The organism is Pseudoalteromonas sp. T1lg122 (genome assembly GCF_002964825.1).
Lineage (GTDB): Bacteria > Pseudomonadota > Gammaproteobacteria > Enterobacterales > Alteromonadaceae > Pseudoalteromonas > Pseudoalteromonas gelatinilytica.
In genome coordinates this window covers 77,001-100,760 of the sequence record NZ_PQCG01000001.1, presented here as the reverse complement: position 1 = coordinate 100,760, position 23,760 = coordinate 77,001, and the positions used below count along the sequence as shown (strand labels likewise).

The following is a 23,760-nucleotide window of genomic DNA, read 5'->3' as shown; positions in this document are numbered from 1 at the left end:
TAAGTTTAAATTAAATGTCTTTTATAAACTTTTGTTGCTATTTTCTGTATTTATTTGTCCTGTTGCAGCGAGTTGCCGGCGTTGCAGTTCTTGTTCTGCGTAATGAGACTTTTGGTGATTATTGCCCACCATCCAATTTAAAAAACTAGCTGGTAACTGGCTGTAAGGCTCACCTTGGTGTAGGCCAAAATCGCATATTGCGTTCTCTTCATTCGCCATGGTTAATTCCTGTGTGTTCATTGTTGTCGTGCAAATACTAACAAACTGAGTCAATTTGATAAGACGATTTTGATTTAGTGTTTATATTTTTTATAACTAAAATGAATACGCGATGTAAATTAATGTAACTGAGTTGTAATTGCTATGGCGTGTTTTGTGTAACTATTTTGTTTGCTATTTATGCATCAACCTTTTTTGTTTAAGCTTCGTGCAGTTTTATAATAAAAAGTATCAGGAAAGATAAACAATGAAAAAACATCTACTTGCAACTGCGCTTTTTACAAGCTGCTTTACAGCTAATGCGACGATTGTAGAAATGCAAACAAATCAAGGCACCATTACCGTTAACCTTTATGATCAACACACACCTATCACGGTAGAAAACTTTCTTAACTATGTAACTGACGGTAGTTATGACGGCAGTGTTATTCATCGTTCTGTTGACGATTTTGTATTGCAAGGGGGTGGTTTTAAGTTTGATACGGACTTTAATTCGATTGAAACAGCTGATGCAATTACCAATGAACCTGTTTTATCAAACGTTAAAGGCACGATTGCAATGGCGAAAGTTGGTGGCAATCCCAACAGTGCAACAAGCCAATGGTTTTTTAACTTAAAAGATAATAGCGCTAATCTTGATTTACAAAACGGTGGTTTCACCGTGTTTGGTGAAATCACAGCTGATAGCTTTGAAACAATCGAGACAATTACATCATTAGTTCACTGTGGTGAAATTCCAACGGTTGGCTTAAATGAAGATCAATGCCCAACCACCACTAGCGGTTTTAATGCTGAAAACTTAGTGATGATTAACAGTGTTGTTGTGATTGATGATGATCCGAATTCATCTGCCTCTTTATCACCAAAAGAAAATACACTTATTGACGAAGATAATTCATCCGATAATGGCGGTGGTAGTTCAGGTGGTAGTCTTGCGTGGATGCTATCTTTATTAGCCCTTGCAGGTTTTACTCGTCGTAAATAATTCCAATCAATAAAGTTAATAAGGCGCTAAAAAGCGCCTTTTTTCTTTGTATCACTAAGTACTAAAAGATTCTTACTAAAACCAGCACCCACATTATTAGCATAATAAAGCTACTGACAACGAAACTATAATAGCGCGCCTTTAAGGTATTTGAAGTTAAGTGTATTACGCTATGAATAATTCTTAATGCAACATAAACCCAAGCAAGGGCAACAAAAACAGTACCCACCGCATTGACCTGCAGAGCTGTTAAACAGCCGATAAAAAACAGCACGGGCATTTCGAATTGATTGATAAAATTGCGATCTGCAACACGTACATCAGTGCCTGCTTTTTCTAAATCCATTGTTAAGAAATCTTTCATCTCAATGGTTTTTTGTTTTGCCGCACGAAAGCGGCGTTTACCCATAATGTACATCACAATGAACGTCAGTAAGACCTGAGTGAACATTGCTACAATTAGCCACTTTTCCATAGCTCATCCTTTGTTATAGTTATTGCTGTTAATCTTAACCGTAAGTACTGCATTTTCACAATGTGTTACAAAGTTTTGCTGTAACTTAGCTCAAAAGCATTGAATTGCGGCGCTCGAAAACACATGATAAATAAAAATTTATTCAATTTCTAATGGATACAAAATAATGAAAAAAATAATGGGACTCAGTGCAATCGCTTTTGCAGTGTTAGCAGGTTGTTCATCTACTTCTACCACAGCGCCTCCTGCTGCTAATACGAACCTTATTCCTGACTCGTTAGTCATAAGTCCAAACGATACACGTGAGTACAAAACATTAAAACTTGATAACGAAATTGATGTGATTTTAATTTCAGACCCAAGCGCTGAAAAATCAGCTGCGGCATTGAGTGTCGGTGTTGGTTTATTGCACGACCCTATGTCGCAACAAGGTATGGCACATTATCTAGAGCATATGCTGTTCCTTGGTACAGACCGTTACCCAGACACCAAAGGTTACAGCGATTTTATGACTAAAAATGGTGGGGCGCATAACGCTTACACCTGGTTAGATATCACAAACTACATGTTCAAAGTGAACAATGATGCTTACGATGAAGCACTTGACCGCTTTGCGGATTTCTTTAAATCACCAAAGCTTTACCCTGAATACACAGACAAAGAAAAAAATGCGGTAAATGCAGAATGGTCAATGCGCCGTGAAATGGACTTTTTTGGTCAGTTTAAATTGGCACGCCAAATGATGGGCTCACACCCAGCAAACCGCTTTTTAATTGGTAACCTAGAAACTTTAGGGGATAAAGAGGTAGCAATCTACACAAAGAAACCGTTGCTTTTTATAACAAATATTATTCATCGAACATTATGAAAGTGGCGATGATTTCTAATCGTCCACTGGCTGAAATGGAAGCTAAAGCTAAACAGTATTTTGCTGACATTGAAAACAAACACATTGAAAAACCAACGGTAACTGATAAGTTAGATTTCTCTGTGGCAGGTGGCAAACGTGTTTACTACTCACCGAATGAAGATGTAAAACAGCTACAGTTAGAGTTCACTATTGCTGATAACAGTTCACAATTTGCGGTAAAACCAAACCGTTTTGTTTCTTACCTTTTAAGCAACGAAATGCAAGGTAGCCCGGCACAAATTTTACGTGATAAAGGCTGGGTGTCACGATTATCTGCTTCTGATGCTCCAACTCAATACGGTAACTACGGCAGCTTAACAGTTAATATTGAATTGACTGATGCGGGCATGCAAAACCGCGAAGAAATTGTCGCTATGGTTATGCAATACATTGCGCTTATCAAAGAGCAGGGTGTTGATAGCAAATACTTTAATGAAATTCGTACCTCTCTAAACAATGAATTTCAATTCCTAGAAAAAGGCGATGAGTTTGGTTATGTCAGTAACTTAACTGATAGCATGCAAAAATTCCCTGTGAACAACGCAATTAACGCACCTTATTATTATGCAAAGTTTGATGCAGATGCGGTGCAAAATGTGCTTTCACAATTAAACGAAGATACGCTACGTATTTGGTATATTTCAAAGCAAGAAGAAACAGATTCACAGCTGCATTTTTACGATGGTAAATACCGCATTGAAGATATCAGCGAAGCAGAAGTTGCAAGCTGGAGCAAACCGAGCGAATACGCTTTAGCATTACCAACAGTAAACCGCTTATTACCAGAAAGCTTTGCAATTAAAACGGCGGAGTTTAAACAACAAGCACATCCTGAATTGGTATTTGATAAGCAAGGTGTAAAAGTTTGGCGCCAAGCGAGTCAGCAATTTGCTGAGCAACCTAAGGGTCTTGTTGAAGTTTACATTAATACACCTGATGCCCTTGTGAATGTTAAATCACAAGTTCTTTATGCAGTGTGGGCTGATCTTTATAACTTACAACAAAGCAAACTAAGCACAGAAGCAGCCGTTGCAGGTATGAGCTTAGGGCTACAACCAAGTAACGGCCTTGTGTTATCACTAAGTGGTTTTACTGATAAACAAGACGTACTTTTAGCTCAAGCGCTTGAAAATCTAACGTTAGATGTGTCTGAAGAAGGATTTGCCCAAGCAATCGATCGTTTTAAGCGTGATTTACTCAATCAACAAAAGCAGTTCCCGTTCTACCAAGCATTCGGTGAATACTCAAAACTGACTCGTAGTGGTAAATTTGATACCGAAAGCTTAATTGCTGCGGCAGATGCGCTAACTCTTGCTGATTTTGCGGCTATCAAGCAATCAACACTTGCTGCCAATGATCTACGCGTATTCACGTTTGGTAACTATAACCAAAATGATGTTGACTCTATTGCGAGTAAACTAACCGCTATTTTACCTAAAGGCCATAAAACGACTGAGTTTGCTAGAAGCAAAGCATGGTTACCTCAACCAGGTGAACGCATCGTATTACAAAAAGATATTGATGTAGCAGATGTAGCAATCATTGATATGGTTGTACACCCAACACCTGGCTATAAGCAAAAAGCACAGGCGCAAATCTTACAAAGTCACTTTAGAACCGTAGCGTTTGATAAGTTACGTACTGAAGAGCAGCTGGCTTATGCGGTTGGTGCGTTAGCACGTCCTATCGAAGACTACTCTGCATTGGGTCTATATATTCAAACACCGGTTAAAGGCCCTAAAGAGATGCAAGCGCGTTTTGATGAGTTCAAAAAGCAATACGCTGTTGAGCTTGATAACATGACAGAAGAAACATTTGCACAACTTAAAAATGCAACGCTTGTGTCTTTAAAAGAGCAGCCTAAAAACTTAAGTGATGAAATGTCACCACTTATCACAGATTGGTATCGTGAGAACTTTAAGTTTGATTCTAAGGAAAAACTTATCGCAGAAGTTGAAAAAGTAACCTTGGCTGATCTTAAAGATTATTACAAGAAAACCATGCTTAACAGTGAGGCTCCACGATTAAATATTCAAATGCGTGGTAGTAAGTTTGCGGATAAGCCATTTGCAGATCTTAAAAACCAAACAAAAGTTGAAAACTTAGAGAGTTTTTACAAAGGCATTAAATTCCAAAACTAATTTAATAGCGGATAAACAAAAGCCCAAGCAATTGCTTGGGCTTTTTTATTTATGCGATAAGCAAAAATCCTATAAATGCAGCGCTTGCTGCAAGTAAGGTATAAGGCAGTTGCGTGATAGCATGGCTGACTAAATCACACCCTGAGCCTTGCGCGGCAAGTACCGTGGAGTCAGAATAGAAGCACGCCTGACTACCAAATGACGACGCCGACAGCAAAGCGCCAATCACTAAAGGAATATTGGCATCAATTGCGTAAGCCAGAGGCATTACAATAGGAATCGTTACTGCGAAAATCCCCCAGCTTGAACCTGTTGCAAAAGCAAGTACTGCCATTGCTAAAAACACCACGGCAGGTAGGTACTGCGCCGTCATATAAGGGCTTAATGTATTAATAACATATTGCGGAAGCATTAATTGGTCACACACATCTTTAAATATAAATGCTGCAACCACAGTCCCAATAGCGGGGATCATACTTTTAAAACCATCAAGCATACGCTCAACGAGTTCTGACAATGTCATCAACTTTTGTAACATATAAAAAGGTAAAACAACGGCAAAGGTTGCAAGCAATCCTTTATATACGTCAATGTCAAAGTAAACAGTAAATGCAACAAGTAAAACTATCGGCAGTAAAAAGTTATACAGTTTGCCGTTTGAAGCGGCTGTTTCAAAGTTTTCTTCCGCTGCTTTTACTGCGTATTCATCCGCTGTTTGGACATCTGTGTATTGGCTATTTGAGATCTCGATTTGATTATTCATGGCACGTAGTTGTGCTTTTTTCATCGGACCAAAAGCAGGGATCACATTTAAGCTAACCAGTAATACAACAATGACCGCAAACCAAGCATATAACATGTAAGGGATTGCTTTAATGTAGACGGCAATACCTTGACCTTCTGGTGCAACATTATTATCAACTAACAAGCCACCAAAAAATACGGCCCATGTAGAGAGTGGTACCAGCACACAGATAGGCGCAGCTGTTGAGTCAACAACATAAGCGAGCATTTCACGGCTAATTTTAAACTTATCGGTGATACGTTTCATGGTTTCACCGACGGTTAATGCATTTAAGTAATCATCAATAAAAATAATCACACCTAGCACAAATGTCATCACCAACGATGAGCGCTGGCCTTTGGCAAACTTTAACGCTAATTCGGCGAAGGCACTTGCCCCCCCGGTTCTTACTAATAAAGCGATTAATGCACCAAACCCACCACAGACTAAAATTAGCCAAGCAATGGTTTCGTCTTGCATTACCTTTAATGAAATATCAGCAAAATTGGCTAACACAGCGGTTGGTCCTAGCATTGCTAAACCAAACAAAGCACCAATTAGTAAAGATAAAATAGGGCGGCGTAAAAATACGGCCAAAACCACCACCAATACTGGCGGTAGTAAACTTAACGCAGAAGGTTCTTGCATTATATTTTTCACACAGTTAAGCAATGCGAGATTGCTTACAGAAATCAGAAGTCTATAGACTCAAGTAACTGCTTTACGCGAACACACTTTTATGGACCCATTAGGGAAAGTGCCTGCGTTGGCTGGCGCCAGACAGTATAGAGGGTATACTGCTTTTGTTTTGCCCAAAACATCGCAAGAAAAATAATCCTGAATATTAATTTAGTCAATAAGAATTTTTATTGCGATGATAATTATTTTACACTCTTCAACTGTGTTACTTTTTTAACTTAATTAAGCTAAGGTTTATGGCATTTTCAGATACATACAGACTCAGTAGTCACGCGGTTATCACTAATAACCAAGGGCAAGTGTTATTACTAAAAGCTAATTATGGTCAAAAAAGTTGGGGGTTACCTGGCGGGGCTTTAGATAAAGGAGAAACCATTCATCAAGCATTACTACGTGAATGCCAAGAAGAACTTAATTGCGACGTAGATATCGCTTATTTAAGTGGTGTTTATTATCACACAGCGTTTAACTCTCATGCGTTTATTTTCCGTGCTCATATGGCAGAAGATGCTGAAATAATGTTGAGCGATGAGCACACAGAGTATGGCTATTTCGATATTGATGAGTTATCTAAAGTACAAAAAGAGCGTGTTCTCGACTGTCTCAATTTTGCCAATGATGTCGTTAGTAAGGTGTTTTAACCTATGTTAGATATATATTTGCGTGCCGGGCAGCCAAATGATGCAACCTTTATTGTTGAACTTTTAAACCAAGCAACATTCTTAGAGCATATCGGTAATAAAAACATTAATACGCCCGCACAAGCTGAGCATTATATTCAACAAACCTTTATAAATAGCCACCAGCAATTGGGCTTTGGCAGTTATATTGTTTGTTTAGCAGATGGTACACCGGTTGGTATGGTAGGGCTCTTTCAGCGCGATGCGTTAGCTATCCCTGATTTAGGGTTTGCCTTGTTAGCTAAGTATGAAGGTAAGGGGATCATTACAGCTGCTGCAAGGTTATTGATGGCCAAAAAACACGTATTAGAGCTTGGTGTACTTGCAGCCATAACCTCGCAAACAAATATTGGCTCACAGAAAGTGTTACAGAAACTCGGTTTTGAGTTTCTGGGCGATGTCATCATTAACGATGACAATCAGCCTCTAAAACTCTTATTAAAGAGCAAGCTTTGATACTTCGTTTGCAACTTGTTTGTTAACCTTCAGCCACGTTGACTCAAGTGTTGCAACAAGCCCTTCGTAATCACTGTCTTGTAGTGGTGTAAGCTCATTAAAGTAATTGACTGCTTTTAACTTTCGGCCAGATTCAGGGTTTGTATAGTACAAACGCCAGAGCCCTGCAATGTTGGCATTGCCTTGTTCATCGCCGTTAAAGTGATGTAGTTCATATTCTAATTCATAGAAACTTTGCTGATCTAAATCGGTGATCACAGGCAAGCCTTTTATTACCATCCAATTATCAAGTTCAGTGTAAAGTTGTTGATGAGCACTGGCGGTTAACATTAAATCGGGTGATTCGCTCCATAAATGGTAGTTAGCAGCATTGACTCGGTTGTTGTCGAGAACCATAGCAATGCCGCGATTATTAAGCGCCCCGCGTAACTGTACGGTGTTAATTCTGAGCTGTGTTTGTGTATTCTCAGCTAAGCGTTGCATTGCGACTATTGGCTGCGAAAATTGATAATACTCAATGGTCGAGAATGAAGTTTGACTGCAGGCCGAAAGTAACAGCACTGATGCCACTGAAGCACAGAGTTTATAGTTCATTATTGTTTCCTCGGCGTTGGATCGGCAGGTAGCTCTTTATCAAAGATCAACATATTAGGTTGCTGGTTTAAACCTCGAGTGAATGGCTGTAGCTCTTCACTTAAACGTTTAAATTCAGATAAAGTCGTTTGCAACTGTTGGTGGAATGTTGAACCTTGCTCGTAACTTGCCATGGTTTTTTCGAATTGTTTCATAGTTTTATCGAATTGTTGCATGCTCTTTGTCATTTCTGCAAAGTTGCGATTTATATCACCCGGTAAGTCTTGCGTATCTTGTTTATTTAGTAGCTCTCTCATGTCATGAGCAAGCGCTTGGTACTCGGCAAAGGTGGTCTGCATTTGCGCCAAGCTATCTTCAATTTTAAGGTTATTCACTTTATTTAATACATCAGAGACTTGGTCTGCTATGACCGTAATTCCGCTTGATACACTGGGGAATACAGTGTAATCGGCAATTGTTTTTAATTCGGCAGGTTCGGCGTTATCGTATATATCTAAGTCAACGTACACGGCACCCGTGAGTAAATTTCCTGGCTTTAAAGACGCTCGCAGGCCATTTTTGATCCATCCATCTAAACTTGAATGCCAAAACTCGCGTGCTGCTGTACTGTCATGATACAGGCGCCCATATTCAATTTTTATCAGGGCTGGTACTGCGGTGTTATCAGTTCTAAAGTGTGCAGGCTTGCCATCTATAATGACACTTGCAGGTGCTTCAACCACACTACCGATACGCATACCTCGGTATTCGACAGGCGCGCCAGCGCGTAAACCGCGAATTGATTGCTCAAAGTCGATTAAGTAGTAGTCAAAATCATAAAAGCGTTCTTCTAAAGCGGCTTTGTAGCTGTTACTTAAAGAAAAACTATGGCCGTTACTGGCCACTTCACCGGGCGTTTGTTGTTCTGGAATGCCTACTGAAATACCACCTTTGAGCAATTTACTTAATGAGCCTGTGTTAACATTAATACCATCTGCAGAGAGGTCAATTTCGATACCTGAATTAACCCAGAAAATAGAGTTTAAGGTGATCAAGTTTTGATAGGGTTCATTGATAAAAATGCCATATTTCATCGCTTGATTCTTCCAATCAAACGTGGCGGTTTCTATTTGGCCTATTTTGTAATCTTTAAAGTAAATACCGGTACTTACATCAAGTACTTCTGCGTTATAGCTTAACAAGGTGAAGCGGCCACCTTTTACATCTTTACCAATTAAAGCCGGTTCATCTTGTAGCTCAAATTTTTCGGCTAGCTTTTTACTTTCACCCGGTGCAAATTCTAAATACACACCAGAGAGTAGGGTACTCATGCCGCTAATACCGGTGTCATCAATCCGTGGTTTTACAACCCAAATTTTCGCATCATCTGTGAGTAAATCATCATAATGTTTATCTATTTGCGCCCGTGCGATGACGCTATTTTGTTTGTCTGATAAACGAACATGGTCGATTTGGCCAATCTTTACACTACGTACTTTTATTTCTGTTTTACCAGCCACAATACCTTCTGCATGAGGCATTTTGATAAAGATGGTAGTGCCTTTATTTGCTTGATACTGGTACAACATCCATGCGCCAATTAATAAGGCAATAACGGGTATGATCCAGATTGCCGATATATTTGGCGCTGTTTTTATTTTAGCGGTTTCGCTCATGCCAAGGTCTCTTGTTTCGCAGTACTTAAGTTATCTGGGTTATCCCACAATAAACGGGGATCAAACGCATGGGCTGCCAACATTTGGCATATAACCATGGTGGTAAAAAATATTGTGCCAATGCCAGGTGTCACTGACATTAGGTTTCCTAGTTGTACTAAGGCTACTAGAATCGCCACAACAAATACATCGATCATTGACCATTTGCCAATAAATTCAGTCAATTGGTAGATGCGTGTATAGCTTTTAGTTTGTCTGTTTGCTGGTCGCATCACCATAAAGCATAAAAAACTTAATATGAGTGCTTTGGCGAGGGGAACAACCACACTCGCTAAAAAGATGATCATTGCGATAGGGTACGAACCACTATTCCATAAAATCATCACGCCACCAATAATTGTCGATGGCGTTTCATCGCCAAGGCTCGTGGTATACATAATAGGATAGACATTGGCAGGGATATAACAGGCCACTGAGGTTAATAACCATGCTGCTGCTTTTTGCACACTAAAAGGGTTACGACTGTAAGTTTTAGAGTCACAGCGTGAACAGATTTCGGTTGCACACAGTTGCCCACAAACATGACATGCTCTTAAACCTTGGTCAATGGCCCGTGTGTTAGGCTTTGTTTGCTCAATATATTCTGGTTCTTTTAATTGTTGCCATAAGGTGTGCTTATTTAATTTTGCTGTGGCTGCTACATAACAAATAACAAAAGCGCTATAGGCCCAAAAGCTTACACCAAATTCAATATCGGCCATCGACATGATTTTAACCATACTGACCATCACGCCAATTAAAAAAATCTCTGACATGATCCAAGGTTCTAATGCAAAGGTGGTTTTTAACAGCCTTTTTCCCCATTGATATGGTAACGCTTTTAGTAAGCCTAAATGCAGAGGAATTATGAGTACTAATAAAAGTAGTGGCAGACCAATAATACTGGTGTCGATGAACAAACCTAAAAAGTCATTGTCGTAATTAAAGAGAATTCGTGCGGCATCGGGTAAGGTGATTGTTTGAGTAATGCCACTACTGGTAAAAGACAGGAATGGATAAAACATACTACTGAGTAGCATAACAATAGCACTTAAACTCAGTGCGACCACCATACTATCTTGGTTAGCTTGCGATGCCGAAAGCTTTGTATTGCAATGTGGGCATATTGCCACTTGTTTTGCACTTAGATGTGGGATCTCAATAACAAGATCGCAGCTAGGACAGGCTGTTTGCAAACTTAGGGTCTCTTAAACAAGAACTTAGTTAAGTTTGCATCAAATAGTGTGTAAATACAAATGCACCTTTGTTTAATATAAGCTAATATTTGTACAAAGCGATTACGCTTTTTAATACATTTAATTCTTTAAGGTGAGCAGTGAAGCAATTATTTATCCTTTTAATGTTGTTTGTTAGTGTTAAAGGTGAGTGTTTATCTGAGCCAAATACGCAAAAACCGATTGTTGTTGCTGCAAGCGCCTCTTTGCCTCCTTATGTTATTCAAGACACTAACAGTGGTATTCAACTTGAAATATTGAAAGCTGCTTTTAAATCGCAAGGCATTTCTAATATCGATATCCATTACATGTCTAATAAGCGTGCTGAGCAGCAGCTTATGCAGGGCAAGGTTGATATTGCATTAAATTTTCCACCCGTACTCACGCCGCATGTCTATAAAAGCGACGAATTACTGAGCTACCAAAATGTGGCGGTTAGCCTTGCCAATAAAGAGCTGAAAATTAATAGTATTTATGATTTAGCTGGTAAAAGCGTGCTTGCCTTTCAAAATGCCACTAATTTCATCGAAGCTCCTTTTAAATCGGTTACTAATATTTTGCGTTCTTACGAAGAAGTGGTAAATCAAGAAGCACAAGTTGATCACCTAATGAAGGGCTGGGTCGATGTCATCATTTTAGAGCGCCGAGTGTTTTTATATTATTTAGAAAAATATAAACAAAGCGCTGAGGTAAAGCCTTTTATTGTGCATGCAATTTTTAAAGAAGCACCAAGACCTGCGTTTTTTTACAGTAAAACGTTAAAAAACACGTTTAATTTGGGTCTTGGTGAGATCATAGAATCAGGCGAATACCAAGCAATTATTCGCCTTGATGGTACTGAGTACGCACAGCTTTCAGAGCCTGAGTTACGCGAATAACGCGACGGTTTGGCGGCTCAGCGCAATTAGCTTACCGTCTTCACTCCAAATGCAGCCATCTTCTAGCCCATAGCCATCCTTACTATGGTGTGTAACTGCTTCGTAGCCAATCCAAGCATCATGGTTGATCGTAGGCTCTTCTACAAATTCTATATACCACGACATACTGCTTGCGGGAGCTGGTTGTTTATACATTTGTAACAGGGTGGGTGGCCATGCATCTGTTAGGGCAATGATATGGGCTTCACTCATTTGCTCTGGTGCATGTTTGAATTTCATCCAACCACCTAAATGTGATGTGTCAGCACCAGAGAATGGCATATTGCCGTCTTGTAAGCATAACGCCACATGTTGAAAAAATGCCGGCATCACACCTTCTTTATAAGGTAGGGTAAATCGCTCATCAACCGGTTTTAGCTGCATGGTTTTAGTGACATCTACACGTACACTTGATTGGCGCTCAGCCCCAAAGCACGCTTGGGTGATAACACAAACATCGCCATTTTGAATTACTTTTGCTAGTACCTGCGCACTGTTTTTTCCTTCACGTAAGACTTCAACGTCGATTGTAAAATCACAGTCAGCGATTAATGGCCCAACAAAGTTAGTGCTTAAAGATAATAAACGGCGAGAGTTATCGATATGCTGACGAATAGCTTGATACAGTAAAGCGGCTGATAAACCACCAAAGGCAGTACGACCCTGACACCAGTTTTCTGGAAACTGCATTACTTTAGTTTTATCTTTGCCAAGTTCAGCTGCCATGGCGAGTAATTGATCAAAATGCATAATTTTCCTTAACATTTATAATTATGTTGTTTGTTATAGCATAGCTAAAGTCATCAGACCAGTTCGTTTATCCTGCAAGCAGGCTGAGAAAACAGCCTTTATTGAAGAAAAAATGCCCATTTGGAAAATATTTCAAAAAAAAGTAAATTTTTTTCATTTTTACAGTTGAATTCAGTTTCCTGCACCCCTATCTACTAGTCATCGAACGTTTTAACGAATTCTGAAGTTGGAGAAGATTCATGGGTAAAATTATTGGAATCGATTTAGGTACTACTAACTCGTGTGTAGCAGTACTAGACGGTGATAAAGCACGCGTTATCGAGAACGCGGAAGGCGATCGCACAACACCATCGATCATTGCATATACGCAAGACGGTGAAACACTAGTTGGTCAACCAGCAAAACGCCAAGCGGTAACTAACCCAACTAATACATTATTTGCAATCAAGCGTCTAATTGGTCGTCGTTTTGAAGACGAAGAAGTACAACGCGATATCGGTATCATGCCTTTCAAAATTGTAAAAGCTGATAACGGTGATGCATGGGTTGAAGCACGTGGCGAAAAACGTGCGGCACCACAAATTTCAGCAGAAGTGCTGAAAAAAATGAAAAAAACAGCAGAAGACTTCCTAGGTGAGCCTGTAACAGAAGCAGTAATTACAGTACCTGCATACTTCAATGACTCACAACGTCAAGCAACTAAAGATGCTGGTCGTATCGCTGGTCTTGAAGTTAAACGTATCATCAATGAGCCAACAGCCGCTGCACTTGCATACGGCATGGACAAAAATAAAGGTGAAAACGTTGTTGCAGTATACGACTTAGGTGGTGGTACTTTCGATATCTCTATCATCGAAATTGACGAAGTTGAAGGCGAGCACACGTTTGAAGTTCTTGCTACTAACGGTGACACTCACCTAGGTGGTGAAGACTTTGATAACCGCGTTATCAATTACTTAGTTGAAGAGTTCAAGAAAGACCAAGGTATTGACCTTAAAAATGACCCGCTTGCAATGCAACGTGTTAAAGAAGCTGCTGAAAAAGCGAAGATTGAACTTTCTTCTGCACAGCAAACAGAAGTTAACTTACCGTACGTGACTGCTGACGCAACTGGTCCTAAGCACATGAACGTTAAAGTTACTCGTGCAAAACTTGAGTCACTTGTTGAAGACTTAGTCACTAAGTCAATCGAGCCGCTTAAGCGTGCACTAGCTGATGCTGATTTATCAGTAAGCGACGTAAATGACATCATCCTTGTTGGTGGTCAAACACGTATGCCTTTAGTACAAAAAACAGTTGCTGAGTTCTTTGGTAAAGAGCCACGTAAAGATGTTAACCCTGATGAAGCTGTTGCTGTAGGTGCTGCGATTCAAGGTGGTGTACTAGCTGGTGACGTTAAAGACGTACTACTACTTGACGTATCTCCGTTATCACTAGGTATCGAGACTATGGGTCAAGTAATGACAGCATTAATTGAGAAAAACACAACGATTCCTACTAAGAAATCACAAGTTTTCTCAACAGCTGAAGACAATCAATCAGCGGTAACGATTCACGTACTACAAGGTGAGCGTAAGCGTGCAAGCGACAATAAATCTCTAGGTCAATTTAACCTAGAAGGTATCCGCCCAGCACAACGTGGTACACCTCAAATCGAAGTAACATTCGACGTAGATGCGGATGGTATCTTACATGTATCAGCTAAAGACAAAGATACAGGAAAAGAGCAGAAGATCACAATCCAAGCTTCTTCAGGTCTAAGCGATGAAGAAGTAGAAAAAATGGTACGTGATGCTGAAGCGCACGCTGAAGAAGATAAAAAATTCGAAGAGCTAGTAGCTACTCGTAACCAAGCTGATGCAATGGTTCATGGTACACGTAAGCAAATCGAAGAAGCGGGTGATGCATTACCAGCAGAAGATAAAGAAGCAATCGAAGCTGCGCTTACTGAGCTAGAAGCGGCGATTAAAGGTGATAACAAAGAAGAGATTGAAGCGAAAACTCAAGCTCTTGCTGAAAAATCACAAAAGCTAATGGAAATTGCGCAAGCTAAAGCACAACAACAAGGTGGTGCGGATGCAGGTGCACAGCAATCTTCTGCAAAACAAGACGACGATGTTGTTGATGCAGAGTTCGAAGAAGTGAAAGACGACAAGTAATTGCTTGTTTCGCTTCTGCCTAACGCAATAATGGCTGCTTTGTTTAGCCAATTAAGTTAGGATGAAATGATTGAGGCGCGCCAGCGATTTCGCTTGACGCGCCTTTTGCATGTATATAAACGGTAAAGTCGTTCGACTTACCTTACGCAGTGTAACTGCAGTAAAAAGAGTAGTGTGATAGATATGTCAAAAAGCGATTATTATGAAGTTCTCGGCGTGAGCAAAGATGCCAGCGAACGAGACATAAAAAAAGCGTATAAGCGCTTAGCGATGAAATATCATCCAGACCGTACCGCAGGCGACAAAGAGCTTGAAGCTAAATTCAAGGAAGTAAAAGAAGCCTACGAAGTATTAACTGATTCACAAAAACGTCAAATGTATGATCAATACGGTCATGCAGCCTTTGAACAAGGCGGTGGTGGTCACGGCGGCGGCTTCGGCGGCGGCCATGGTGACTTTGGCGATATTTTCGGTGATGTGTTTGGAGATATCTTTGGTGGCGGTGGTCGTCGTCAATCGCGCCAACAACGTGGTTCAGACCTTCGTTATAACATGGACTTAAGCCTTGAAGAAGCTGTTCGTGGTAAAGAAGTTGAAATCAAAGTACCAACGTGGGTTAGCTGTAAACCATGTGACGGTAGTGGTGCAAAAGCAGGCTCTAAACCAAAAACGTGTACAACCTGTCATGGTGCGGGTCAAGTACAAATGCGCCAAGGTTTCTTCGCTGTACAACAAACATGTCCTACGTGTCAGGGCACGGGTCAAATCATTTCTGATCCATGTGATAGCTGTCACGGTCAAGGTCGCGTAGAAAAAACCAAAACCTTATCGGTTAAGATCCCTGCAGGTGTTGATACAGGTGACCGTATTCGCTTATCTGGTGAAGGTGAGGCGGGTATGCATGGTGCACCAGCTGGTGACTTATACGTTCAGGTTTCTGTTCGTGAACACCCGATTTTCCAACGTGATGGCAATAACTTGTATTGTGAAGTACCAATTAGCTTTACAACAGCTGCACTGGGTGGCGAAATTGAAGTGCCGACCCTCGATGGCCGTGCAAAACTGAAGATCCCAGCAGAAAGCCAAACGGGCAAAATGTTCCGTATGCGTGGCAAAGGCGTTAAGTCTGTACGCAGTGGCGCTCAAGGTGACTTGATCTGTAAAGTGGTTATTGAAACGCCAGTGAATTTAAATGACCGTCAACGTGAATTGCTTGAAGAGCTTGAGCAAAGCATGGGTAAAGATGGCTCAAAAAACCGTCCAAAGGAAAAAGGTTTCTTTGACGGTGTGAAGAAATTCTTCGATGACCTAACTAAGTAACTCCTATTTAGTAACTTAGTTAGACAGTAAAAAGGCGCTAATAAGCGCCTTTTTTTATTTCGAATTAGTTATCTTAGTGATCTAAGAATAAGTAGTTTTGCCAACTTTTCATTCTGATTAACACTTTACGCATCACTGATACGTGTTCGAAGTGTTCTGAATAAACTGCAACTTCTGTGCTTGTTCCTTGTGGTAGATGATATTCACTCATGTCATCAGTGATTTTTAAGGTAACAATAGCGCGGCCTTGTCGTGCGAAAAACTCACTGCCCATTAGTGTGCCTTGCGCTTGTACTTGCCCTTCACCAATAGCGGGTAACACATCGATTACTTCACCTGCAAAAGTTTTACCTGGAATAGCTTTAAAGATAAAGTCTGCTTTGTAGCCTGGTTCGAGTCTTAATAACGAATTTTGTCGAAATGCAGCTACGTAGACGGTGTCTTCTTTGTGTACAAAGGTCATCACCGGACGAAGTGGCATGGGTACAGCAATCATGCCTGGGCGCAATGTTAGTTGTGTAACATAGCCATCGGTAGGGGCATACACACTGGTGCTGTCTAAGTTAAACTGAGCTTGCTCTAAATTCGCGCGAGCAGCGGCAATTTTAGTTTGTTCGCCGTTAATTTCTGACTCAAATGCAAGTTTTTGGCGTAACTCTTCGGCTTGTGCCGCCTCATAACTTGCCTTTGCAGCTAAGTAGACCCCTAATTTATTATCAACTTGGCCTTTTGAGTAGGCTCCGCTTTTTGCGCCTTTTTCATAGCGTTCGTATTCTTTCTTACTGCGGTCATGTTCTGCTTTAGCCATCAGCGCGCTGGCTTGCGCTGATTTATAGGCTGCTTCTAACCCGAGTACTGATTGTTTGGCATCTTGCAAAGCCGCAATTGCTTGATTTAGCTTTGCTCGGTATAAGGTGTCGTCTAGGCGAAACAGTAAGTCACCTTTTTTAACTGGCTGATTTGGCTTTACTGCGACTTCTTCAACTGTGCCACGCACATTTGGCACTATTGGCGTCGTAACATAGACACTGCTTGCCATATTTGAATGTGGGTGATTGTAGTTCATTAATAGAATTAAAGCGCCTATCAGCACTACACCACCGAGTACCGCGGTAGGTACTGTCCATTTATTAAGTGGGATTTTAAAAACTTTGAAAATACCAATGCACAATGCGGTATAAGTGAGTATTAATAACAAATCCATAGTTTATTTCTCTTTATTATTCGATTGAGCATTTACTTGTGCTTGTAGTGCTGCAACGGTGGCTGTTAGGCTTGCCACTTTTTCAGCTAAGTCTTCTTGTTCCTTTTGAATCTGGTTAAAACCCCAGCCTCGGTCATCACGCCATAATGTCGCCCAAACCCATAAAAATGGCCACAGCACGTGTAGGGTAAATAGGCTGACCCAGCCGGCATAATGAATGGCATCTTGATGAGGGTGATTACGTTTTTTGGCAATTTCGTAGGGAATATCGTGAATGGCAATAACACCATAAAATATTACTACCGTTACAAACACTAGCATGACCAGCGCAAAGTAGTCTAAAAACATGTACTTTCCTTTGTTTAACTTATAATCAATTTAATAATACGTGAAATTTCCCTAATTCCTAGTCGGTATTTTCAGATTTAGTTCAGTACAACGTAGTAGTCGGTATCAGCAAGGCAACGACATAAAGTCACATCCTCTGAAAAAGTTGTGTTTTGTATTCGGCCTTTTTCTAAGCCAAGCGTATGGCATTTGCTTTGACAATCCATATAGGCATTCCATGCGAGGTATTCGTTACACACAAAATTAACCGCATACAACATCATTGTTATGATACATATTTGTTTGAGTAGATAGAGCCCGGTTCGTCTAGACATGTTTATTACTCTGCCCAGTATTCATAATTTAAGTTTAGTTCAATTAGTTTAATTAAGTGTGCTTTGCTTGTGCATTTGTATTGCCTTGTGCTCCTTGTTCACGCTATGTTTTATAAAGTTACTGCTAATGAATCAGTTATGAGAAGTTTAATGACGCCAGCTATTAATTTATTAAAAAAGAAAGGTATTCGTTTCGATGTGCTCAGCTATCAGCACGATCCCTTGCATCAACAGTTCGGTCTTGAGGCTGTTGAGAAATTGAATCTTCCTGCTGAACAAGTATTTAAAACCTTAGTACTTGAAGATGCTGACCACCAGCTCTTAGTTGCTATTGTGCCAGTTAGCCAGCAAGTTAACCTTAAAATGCTAGCAAAAGCGGCAAAGGTTAAAAAAGTACAGATGGCCCCACAACAAAAAGTCGAAAATACCACAGGTTATATTTTAGGGGGAGTGAGCCCGCTAGGTCAGAAAAAGCGCCTTACTACCTATGTACATCATTCTGCAGATAGCTTTGATGTTATGTATGTTTCAGCAGGTAAACGTGGCTTGGAGATTGCGTTGGCACCTAAGGATTTATGTAGTTTATTAAATGCTAGTTTGGCAGACTTTTAACAATGTATTTTCGGTAGGTTATGCCAACGGGTTGTGTAATGAGGCGATAAATATTCGCGTTTCATGTGCCAACGGGTTGTAGGAGTTTCGCTGGCTATGGCAAGGGTACCCACGCCATAACGAGCATTGATGCTATCAAGACACGTCATCAGTTTAGGGTTATCGATAGGCGCTTGAAATAGATCAGGTTGCTGAAACATTTGGCTTGATAACTCTAGGGCACCTACACCACATTTATAAAATCGGACCCCTGGTTTATAGAGATGATCAAATACCTCGCTGATAGCATTGGCAAACACGCAACTATCGGCGGTGGCGACACTAAACTCATAAATATAGGACTTTTTATAATAGCCATCTTGGTGAGGAGAGCTGGCCACAAACATTAATAAGCGTTGAGTGTGTGAGCCTTGCGCACGTAGTTTTCTTGCTACAATGACACAATGATTGATCAGTGCCGTTTTCAGCGCGGTGGCGTCAGTGATACGCTCTCCAAAACTACGGGTCGAAAAAATCTCTTTTTTGTCTTGGCGTACTTCATCCCAGGCTAAACAGCTTTTACCGCGTAACTCGTTCACTGTGCGCTCTAATACAATGCTAAATAGGCGTTTCATTTTTCGTGGGTCTTGCTCGGCTAAATCAAAGGCTGTATTAATATTCATTGCTTTGAGTTTTTTAGCTAAGCGTCGACCAACGCCCCAAACATCTTGTATGTCCATGGCTTTTAAAATGGCTACCCGTGAAGGTTCTGAGTCAATCACTGCAACGCCATCAAAGCCGGGGAGTTTTTTCGCTGCATGATTGGCGGCTTTGGCTAGGGTTGCTGTTGGGCCAAATCCAACCCCAACAGGCAGCTTTGTTTCGCGCCATACGGTACGGCGAATATCATGGCCATAACCATGCCAGTCGTGAATAAGCTTGTTGAAACCAGTAAAGTTTAAAAATGATTCATCAATAGAGTATATGTGCTGATTATCGCAAAAGCGGCCAATTACATTCATCATTCGCTCGCTTAAATCCGCATACAGCTCATAGTTAGATGAGCGGATCACCACTTGGTTATCTTCGAGTATTTTCTTTACTTGAAAATAAGGCTGAAATTTTGGAATAGCCAGCTTTCGTGCAATAGGGCACACAGCACAAATACAGCCATCGTTGTTGGTGAGAACCACAACCGGTTTACTACGAATAGCCGGATCAAATACTTTTTCGGCGCTGGCATAAAAGGCCACTGCATCGACTAAGGCGTACATGCTAACAGCTCTTTACTACTGCGATGTAAGCGAATTGAGCGAGTGACCACGCCTTCTAATTGAAATTCATCCGATTGGCGTAGTTGCACTGCAGGGTATTTAGGCGAGGCTGATAATAGCTGGGCATTGTGTTTATCTAATAGCTTACAAACAAATAAACCATTTAGATTCGCGACAATGACATCGCCATTTTTAACATCTTCGGCGCGATCAACCAGTAATAAGTCACCATCAAAAATCCCCACACCTTGCATTGATTCGCCAGAAGCAATACCAATAAATGTTGCATCAGGGTGTTTAATCAATAGTTGATCTAATGATAAGCCTAGCTCTTTGTATTGTGCTGCCGGTGATTCAAAACCACATACGCCAGCTTCGATATAAATAGGAATAACACGCATAACAAAACCACTATACTGTACGTTTGTACAGTATAGTGGTTTGTGGTTATCTTGCCAATAAGATCACGGCGTGTTGTGATTAATATTTTCGATCATGGTTGTGGCAATAGCGATAAAATCACGTACTTGCTGATCCGTTAAACCGTGGCAAAGTTTGGCATCAACCTCTTGCTCTGCAACTTCTAAACGCGAGAACAGGGCGTTACCTTGATCAGTAAAGGATAAAATTAAACAGCGTTTGTCATTTTCGTCGGCACATTTAGAAACCAGTTCAAGCTTTATAAGCTCTTTTACTAAGCGTGCTATTTGTGCTTTATCACGACCGGTTTTGGTAACAATATCATTAGCGGTACAGTGCTGTGTTTCGGCAATGATATGTAAACAGCGTACATGCAGCGCATTAAGACCAAGCTCGTTGGCGTTAATGGCTTCGCGTACAGTGACACGGTAACTTTGTGCCAGTGTAAATAAAGCAGAAGAAAGTGAGGTTTGTGGCATGGTTCACCTAAGTTCAGTTGGTGGAGTTAGTTGACAAAGTCAATCAAAAGCGTATAGTTGACTATATCAACTATTGGGGCGTTGTGCAATTTAACCAGCTAGGAGAGAAAGATGGCTAGAAAAGTTCGTCGTGCAAACGTATTAAGTACTACACGTATTTCCCCGCATCTACAAAGAATTGTTGTTGGCTCAGAGGAGTTTGCCGATTTTCCACAAGATGCAAAAGGTGCGTACGTAAAGGTATTACTCCCGCATGCCGGTGAATCTAAGGTTGAACTTGATTTACACGCTGAGCATCCTGCATTAATGCGCTCTTACACTATTCGTGATATCAACCCCGTTAACGGTGCAATTACTCTTGACTTTGTGGTTAACCAACATCAAGGCGTGGCAACCAACTGGGCACAAAATGCGTGTGTAGGCGACGAGGTAGGTATAGCAGGCCCGGGCCCTAAAAAACTCACTGATTTTACGCAAACACATTATTTAATGCTGGCAGATTTAACCTCTGTCAATGCAATCAATGGCTACTTACAAGCCCTGCCACAAGATGCCACTGTCGATGTCATTATTCATGTTGCGGATAAAGCCGACATCATTGAGCTTGAGCAAATTGAAGCACACAGCCAACATAGTGTTGAATGGCTAGTTACAGATGAGCCAGAAACCGATCTACTCGACCAAGTAACACGCTTATGTGCTGGCTATAACACGCAACCTATGGTGTTTATGGCACTAGAAGCAAACTTGGTAAAAGCAATTCGCCGTTTAGTAACAAGCAGTTTTGCGATTGACCATGAACACATTGTTGCATCGGCCTATTGGAAGCGTGGTATTGATGCCGATGGCCTAAAGGTGGAAAAACAGCAACAAAGCCGTGCCTAATTAGCATTTGAAAAAATGCCATTCGCTCTCATTAACTAATTATAAAGAGTTAAATTTTGGAGAGCGAATGTCAGACCTTACCAATACACCTTTTTCATTGCTTGAATTGAGCCCAATGAAAGAGCACGAAACCGTTTCGCAAACACTAGCAAATAGCGTTACCTATGCACAAACAGCCGACAAACTGGGTTTTAATCGGTTTTGGATGGCAGAGCATCATAATATGCGTGGTATCGTGTGTGCCGCAACTTCTGTACTGATAGGCCACATCGCAGGCAAAACCCAGAATATCCGCGTAGGTGCAGGTGGGGTGATGTTACCTAACCACCCACCGCTGGTGGTTGCTGAGCAATTTGGCACCCTAGAGAGTTTATACCCCGGTCGCATTGATTTAGGTCTAGGCCGTGCCCCAGGTAGTGATCCAATTACCAGCCGTGCTTTACGCCGTGACGAACAACGCGCTGAGCACTTCAATGATGAGGTAACTGAGCTGCAAGCTTTACTTGGCCAATATAAGGGTGACTCTCCAGTACGCGCAATTCCAGGTGAAGATACAAATGTACCAATCTGGTTACTGGGCTCAAGCCTTTATAGTGCTGGGCTTGCTGCTAAAAAAGGTTTGCCATATGCATTTGCTGGCCATTTTGCGCCACGCTTTGTTGAAGATGCCATTGCATTGTATCGCAGAGAATTTCAGCCATCTGAGGTATTAGATAAGCCATACGTCATGCTTGGTTTACCTGTTGTTGCCGCTGATACCGACGAACAAGCACAGTTTTTAGCAACCACCGCAAAACAACGTATTTTAGCACTTATGCGCGGCAAGCCACTTTGGCTTAAAGAGCCTGTTGCAACAATGGAAGGGTTGTGGACAGCGCAAGAAAAAATGCAAGTAGAAAGCTTTTTAGGGCTTTCAGTTGTGGGCGGTCAAGCGAGCGTTAAGCATAAGCTGAGTATGATTAAACAAACGCTACAGGTTGATGAGTTTATTTTTACAAATGACCTGTATGAATTGAGTGACAGACAACATGCGCTGGAAATATTAGCAAGCATCATGCACTAATAAGGTGTAGCAAATAGTGAATGCGTGTAATGAGTTTTTATGCGCATTGCTTAAGCCCTGACACTCATTTATTAAACGGTTTTATAGATTAAATCAATTTATATAATCCGTTTTAAGGATTGAATTTAACTTTATACAATACATTTATTAACCATTACCCTAGGAAGGTGCACCGTGAAATCTCAAACAATTGCCGCAGTAGAACCACAAACAAAAACAGCATTAATCGCTGAGGGTGGTGGGCAACGAGGGATTTTTACCGCAGGTGTACTCGATGCGTGGTTAGAAAATAATTACGATCCATTCGATTTATTCATTGGCACGTCGGCAGGCTCACAAAACTTAACAAGTTATTTAGCGCGTCAAAAAGGCTATGCAAAACGTCTGATCAGAGGGCTTTCGCGGCATAAACGTTTTTTTCAACTTGGCCGCGGGCTGTTTGGTAAAAGCATTGTCGATCTTGATTGGTATTTTGATAAAACCAAAGAAGTAAATCGCGCTTTAGATTTTAAAACAGCAACACAAAGCCTAGGTAATCGCGAACTGTTGATCACAACCACTAACGCGGCTGATCGTAAGCCCTATTACTTGAGCCCAAATGGTGAAGATACGCAATGGTTGGCTCTGTTAAAAGCATCAAGCGCATTACCGTTTTTATATAAAGATGGCGTTAACTTAACTCCTTGGTTAACAACCAAGGCCGCAAACGATGCCATTATTCAAAGCTCTAATACTGATTTAGTCCATGATATGTATTTAGATGGTGGCCTAGCTGCACCTTTACCCGTGAAAGAAGCCTATAACCGTGGTGCCCGCGATATTGTGGTTATTCGTACTGTTGATGAAAACTTCCAAGTACAATCTGAATGGGTAAATAAGTTAAAGTCACTCGTTTGTGTATCTGGTTATTGCCCTAAAACCATTGATTACTTGGTTCAACACGAACAAGCTTATCAAGATGAATTAGATTTCATTGCAAACCCGCCAAGTGATGCCCGTATCACACAAATTTTTGCAGGTGATAAATTACGCAGTAAGCTGCTGGGTAGTACAGATTCAGATCTTCGCTATGATCACAAATTAGGCTTAGCGGCAGGTCGTGCCTTTTTACAGCAACAACTGCTAAATTAGTTGGGAGCAGGCTCAGGTAATTAATGCCATTGC

23 protein-coding genes and 1 pseudogene are annotated in these 23,760 nt (G+C 40.9%); 11 read left to right on the top strand and 13 right to left on the bottom strand.

Annotation, left to right across the window (positions count from 1 at the left end; genetic code table 11):
* Positions 1–21 precede the first annotated feature (21 nt).
* A complete protein-coding gene (locus tag C2M33_RS00480) occupies positions 22–219 on the bottom strand; it encodes a hypothetical protein (RefSeq protein ID WP_063703692.1) in 198 nt (65 codons plus the stop codon).
* A gap of 247 nt (positions 220–466) precedes the next feature.
* Between C2M33_RS00480 and C2M33_RS00475 the strand changes: the two genes are divergently transcribed.
* Complete coding sequence (locus C2M33_RS00475; protein WP_105173372.1) at positions 467–1,204, top strand: peptidylprolyl isomerase; 738 nt, start codon at positions 467–469, stop codon at positions 1,202–1,204.
* A gap of 61 nt (positions 1,205–1,265) precedes the next feature.
* On the opposite strand, the gene C2M33_RS00470 is transcribed toward C2M33_RS00475, so the two are convergent.
* A complete protein-coding gene (locus C2M33_RS00470; protein ID WP_105173371.1) occupies positions 1,266–1,679 on the bottom strand; it encodes an MAPEG family protein in 414 nt (137 codons plus the stop codon).
* 166 nt (positions 1,680–1,845) lie between these two features.
* Between C2M33_RS00470 and C2M33_RS00465 the strand changes: the two are divergent.
* Positions 1,846–4,730: pseudogene (locus C2M33_RS00465) on the top strand (insulinase family protein).
* 49 nt (positions 4,731–4,779) lie between these two features.
* Here the strand turns inward: C2M33_RS00465 and C2M33_RS00460 are convergent.
* The gene (locus tag C2M33_RS00460) at positions 4,780–6,162 is read right to left on the bottom strand and encodes a Na+/H+ antiporter NhaC family protein (RefSeq protein ID WP_105173370.1); all 1,383 of its coding nucleotides are present in this window, start codon (positions 6,160–6,162) and stop codon (positions 4,780–4,782) included.
* Between the two features lie 287 nt (positions 6,163–6,449).
* Between C2M33_RS00460 and C2M33_RS00455 the strand changes: the two genes are divergently transcribed.
* The gene (locus tag C2M33_RS00455; protein WP_105173369.1) at positions 6,450–6,854 is read left to right on the top strand and encodes an NUDIX hydrolase; all 405 of its coding nucleotides are present in this window, start codon (positions 6,450–6,452) and stop codon (positions 6,852–6,854) included.
* A 3-nt stretch (positions 6,855–6,857) separates the two neighbouring features.
* On the top strand, positions 6,858–7,349 hold the full coding sequence (locus C2M33_RS00450) for a GNAT family N-acetyltransferase (protein ID WP_105173368.1): 492 nt from the start codon (positions 6,858–6,860) through the stop codon (positions 7,347–7,349).
* Here the strand turns inward: C2M33_RS00450 and C2M33_RS00445 are convergent.
* From C2M33_RS00445 to C2M33_RS00435, 3 genes are read right to left on the bottom strand one after another with little or no spacing between them, the layout of a single operon-like run.
* Positions 7,332–7,943, bottom strand: coding sequence for a PqiC family protein (locus C2M33_RS00445; RefSeq protein ID WP_105173367.1), 612 nt, complete (start codon positions 7,941–7,943; stop codon positions 7,332–7,334). The genes C2M33_RS00450 and C2M33_RS00445 overlap by 18 nt on opposite strands.
* Positions 7,943–9,598 carry an intermembrane transport protein PqiB gene (gene pqiB / locus C2M33_RS00440; protein WP_105173366.1) on the bottom strand — a complete coding sequence of 552 codons (1,656 nt, stop codon included), beginning with the start codon at positions 9,596–9,598 and terminating at the stop codon, positions 7,943–7,945. Before pqiB ends, C2M33_RS00445 begins: the two co-directional genes overlap by 1 nt.
* Positions 9,595–10,833 carry a PqiA/YebS family transporter subunit gene (locus C2M33_RS00435; protein WP_054563081.1) on the bottom strand — a complete coding sequence of 413 codons (1,239 nt, stop codon included), beginning with the start codon at positions 10,831–10,833 and terminating at the stop codon, positions 9,595–9,597. Before C2M33_RS00435 ends, pqiB begins: the two co-directional genes overlap by 4 nt.
* A gap of 140 nt (positions 10,834–10,973) precedes the next feature.
* Here C2M33_RS00435 and C2M33_RS00430 point away from each other — a divergent pair, with 140 nt between their 5' ends.
* Positions 10,974–11,750, top strand: a complete 777-nt coding sequence (locus tag C2M33_RS00430) for a substrate-binding periplasmic protein (protein ID WP_063703714.1) — start codon at positions 10,974–10,976, stop codon at positions 11,748–11,750.
* On the opposite strand, the gene C2M33_RS00425 is transcribed toward C2M33_RS00430, so the two are convergent.
* On the bottom strand, positions 11,739–12,539 hold the full coding sequence (locus C2M33_RS00425; protein WP_105173365.1) for a thioesterase family protein: 801 nt from the start codon (positions 12,537–12,539) through the stop codon (positions 11,739–11,741). The genes C2M33_RS00430 and C2M33_RS00425 overlap by 12 nt on opposite strands.
* Positions 12,540–12,778: 239 nt before the next feature.
* Between C2M33_RS00425 and dnaK the strand changes: the two genes are divergently transcribed.
* Both dnaK and dnaJ read left to right on the top strand, forming a co-directional pair.
* The gene (gene dnaK / locus C2M33_RS00420; protein ID WP_063703719.1) at positions 12,779–14,698 is read left to right on the top strand and encodes a molecular chaperone DnaK; all 1,920 of its coding nucleotides are present in this window, start codon (positions 12,779–12,781) and stop codon (positions 14,696–14,698) included.
* Between the two features lie 183 nt (positions 14,699–14,881).
* Entirely contained in the window at positions 14,882–16,018 is a 1,137-nt protein-coding gene (gene dnaJ / locus C2M33_RS00415; protein WP_063703722.1) for a molecular chaperone DnaJ, read from the top strand.
* A gap of 73 nt (positions 16,019–16,091) precedes the next feature.
* Here dnaJ and C2M33_RS00410 read toward each other — a convergent pair whose 3' ends face one another.
* The 3 genes from C2M33_RS00410 to C2M33_RS21075 all read right to left on the bottom strand — a co-directional run bounded on the left by C2M33_RS00410 (position 16,092) and on the right by C2M33_RS21075 (position 17,884).
* Positions 16,092–17,222 (bottom strand): HlyD family secretion protein, encoded by a 1,131-nt coding sequence (locus C2M33_RS00410; protein ID WP_063703724.1) that lies wholly within the window; start codon positions 17,220–17,222, stop codon positions 16,092–16,094.
* A 3-nt stretch (positions 17,223–17,225) separates the two neighbouring features.
* Positions 17,226–17,570 carry a DUF3302 domain-containing protein gene (locus tag C2M33_RS00405; RefSeq protein WP_063703726.1) on the bottom strand — a complete coding sequence of 115 codons (345 nt, stop codon included), beginning with the start codon at positions 17,568–17,570 and terminating at the stop codon, positions 17,226–17,228.
* A 77-nt stretch (positions 17,571–17,647) separates the two neighbouring features.
* A complete protein-coding gene (locus C2M33_RS21075) occupies positions 17,648–17,884 on the bottom strand; it encodes a hypothetical protein (protein WP_138625015.1) in 237 nt (78 codons plus the stop codon).
* 150 nt (positions 17,885–18,034) lie between these two features.
* On the opposite strand from C2M33_RS21075, the gene ybaK reads away from it, so the two are divergent.
* Complete coding sequence (gene ybaK, locus C2M33_RS00400) at positions 18,035–18,496, top strand: Cys-tRNA(Pro) deacylase (protein ID WP_063703728.1); 462 nt, start codon at positions 18,035–18,037, stop codon at positions 18,494–18,496.
* On the opposite strand, the gene C2M33_RS00395 is transcribed toward ybaK, so the two are convergent.
* From C2M33_RS00395 to C2M33_RS00385, 3 genes are all read right to left on the bottom strand, one after another.
* Complete coding sequence (locus C2M33_RS00395; RefSeq protein ID WP_063703730.1) at positions 18,493–19,749, bottom strand: Y-family DNA polymerase; 1,257 nt, start codon at positions 19,747–19,749, stop codon at positions 18,493–18,495. The genes ybaK and C2M33_RS00395 overlap by 4 nt on opposite strands.
* Positions 19,737–20,150, bottom strand: coding sequence for a LexA family protein (locus tag C2M33_RS00390; RefSeq protein ID WP_054552219.1), 414 nt, complete (start codon positions 20,148–20,150; stop codon positions 19,737–19,739). Before C2M33_RS00390 ends, C2M33_RS00395 begins: the two co-directional genes overlap by 13 nt.
* Positions 20,151–20,213: 63 nt before the next feature.
* The gene (locus C2M33_RS00385) at positions 20,214–20,648 is read right to left on the bottom strand and encodes a MarR family winged helix-turn-helix transcriptional regulator (protein WP_054552220.1); all 435 of its coding nucleotides are present in this window, start codon (positions 20,646–20,648) and stop codon (positions 20,214–20,216) included.
* Positions 20,649–20,759: 111 nt separating this feature from the next.
* Here C2M33_RS00385 and C2M33_RS00380 point away from each other — a divergent pair, with 111 nt between their 5' ends.
* The 3 genes from C2M33_RS00380 to C2M33_RS00370 all read left to right on the top strand — a co-directional run bounded on the left by C2M33_RS00380 (position 20,760) and on the right by C2M33_RS00370 (position 23,727).
* Positions 20,760–21,533 carry a siderophore-interacting protein gene (locus C2M33_RS00380; RefSeq protein ID WP_105173364.1) on the top strand — a complete coding sequence of 258 codons (774 nt, stop codon included), beginning with the start codon at positions 20,760–20,762 and terminating at the stop codon, positions 21,531–21,533.
* A 67-nt stretch (positions 21,534–21,600) separates the two neighbouring features.
* Positions 21,601–22,596 carry an LLM class flavin-dependent oxidoreductase gene (locus tag C2M33_RS00375; protein WP_105173363.1) on the top strand — a complete coding sequence of 332 codons (996 nt, stop codon included), beginning with the start codon at positions 21,601–21,603 and terminating at the stop codon, positions 22,594–22,596.
* A gap of 174 nt (positions 22,597–22,770) precedes the next feature.
* Positions 22,771–23,727: a patatin-like phospholipase family protein gene (locus C2M33_RS00370; protein WP_063703736.1), complete on the top strand. Its 957-nt coding sequence runs from the start codon at positions 22,771–22,773 to the stop codon at positions 23,725–23,727.
* Positions 23,728–23,760 lie beyond the last annotated feature (33 nt).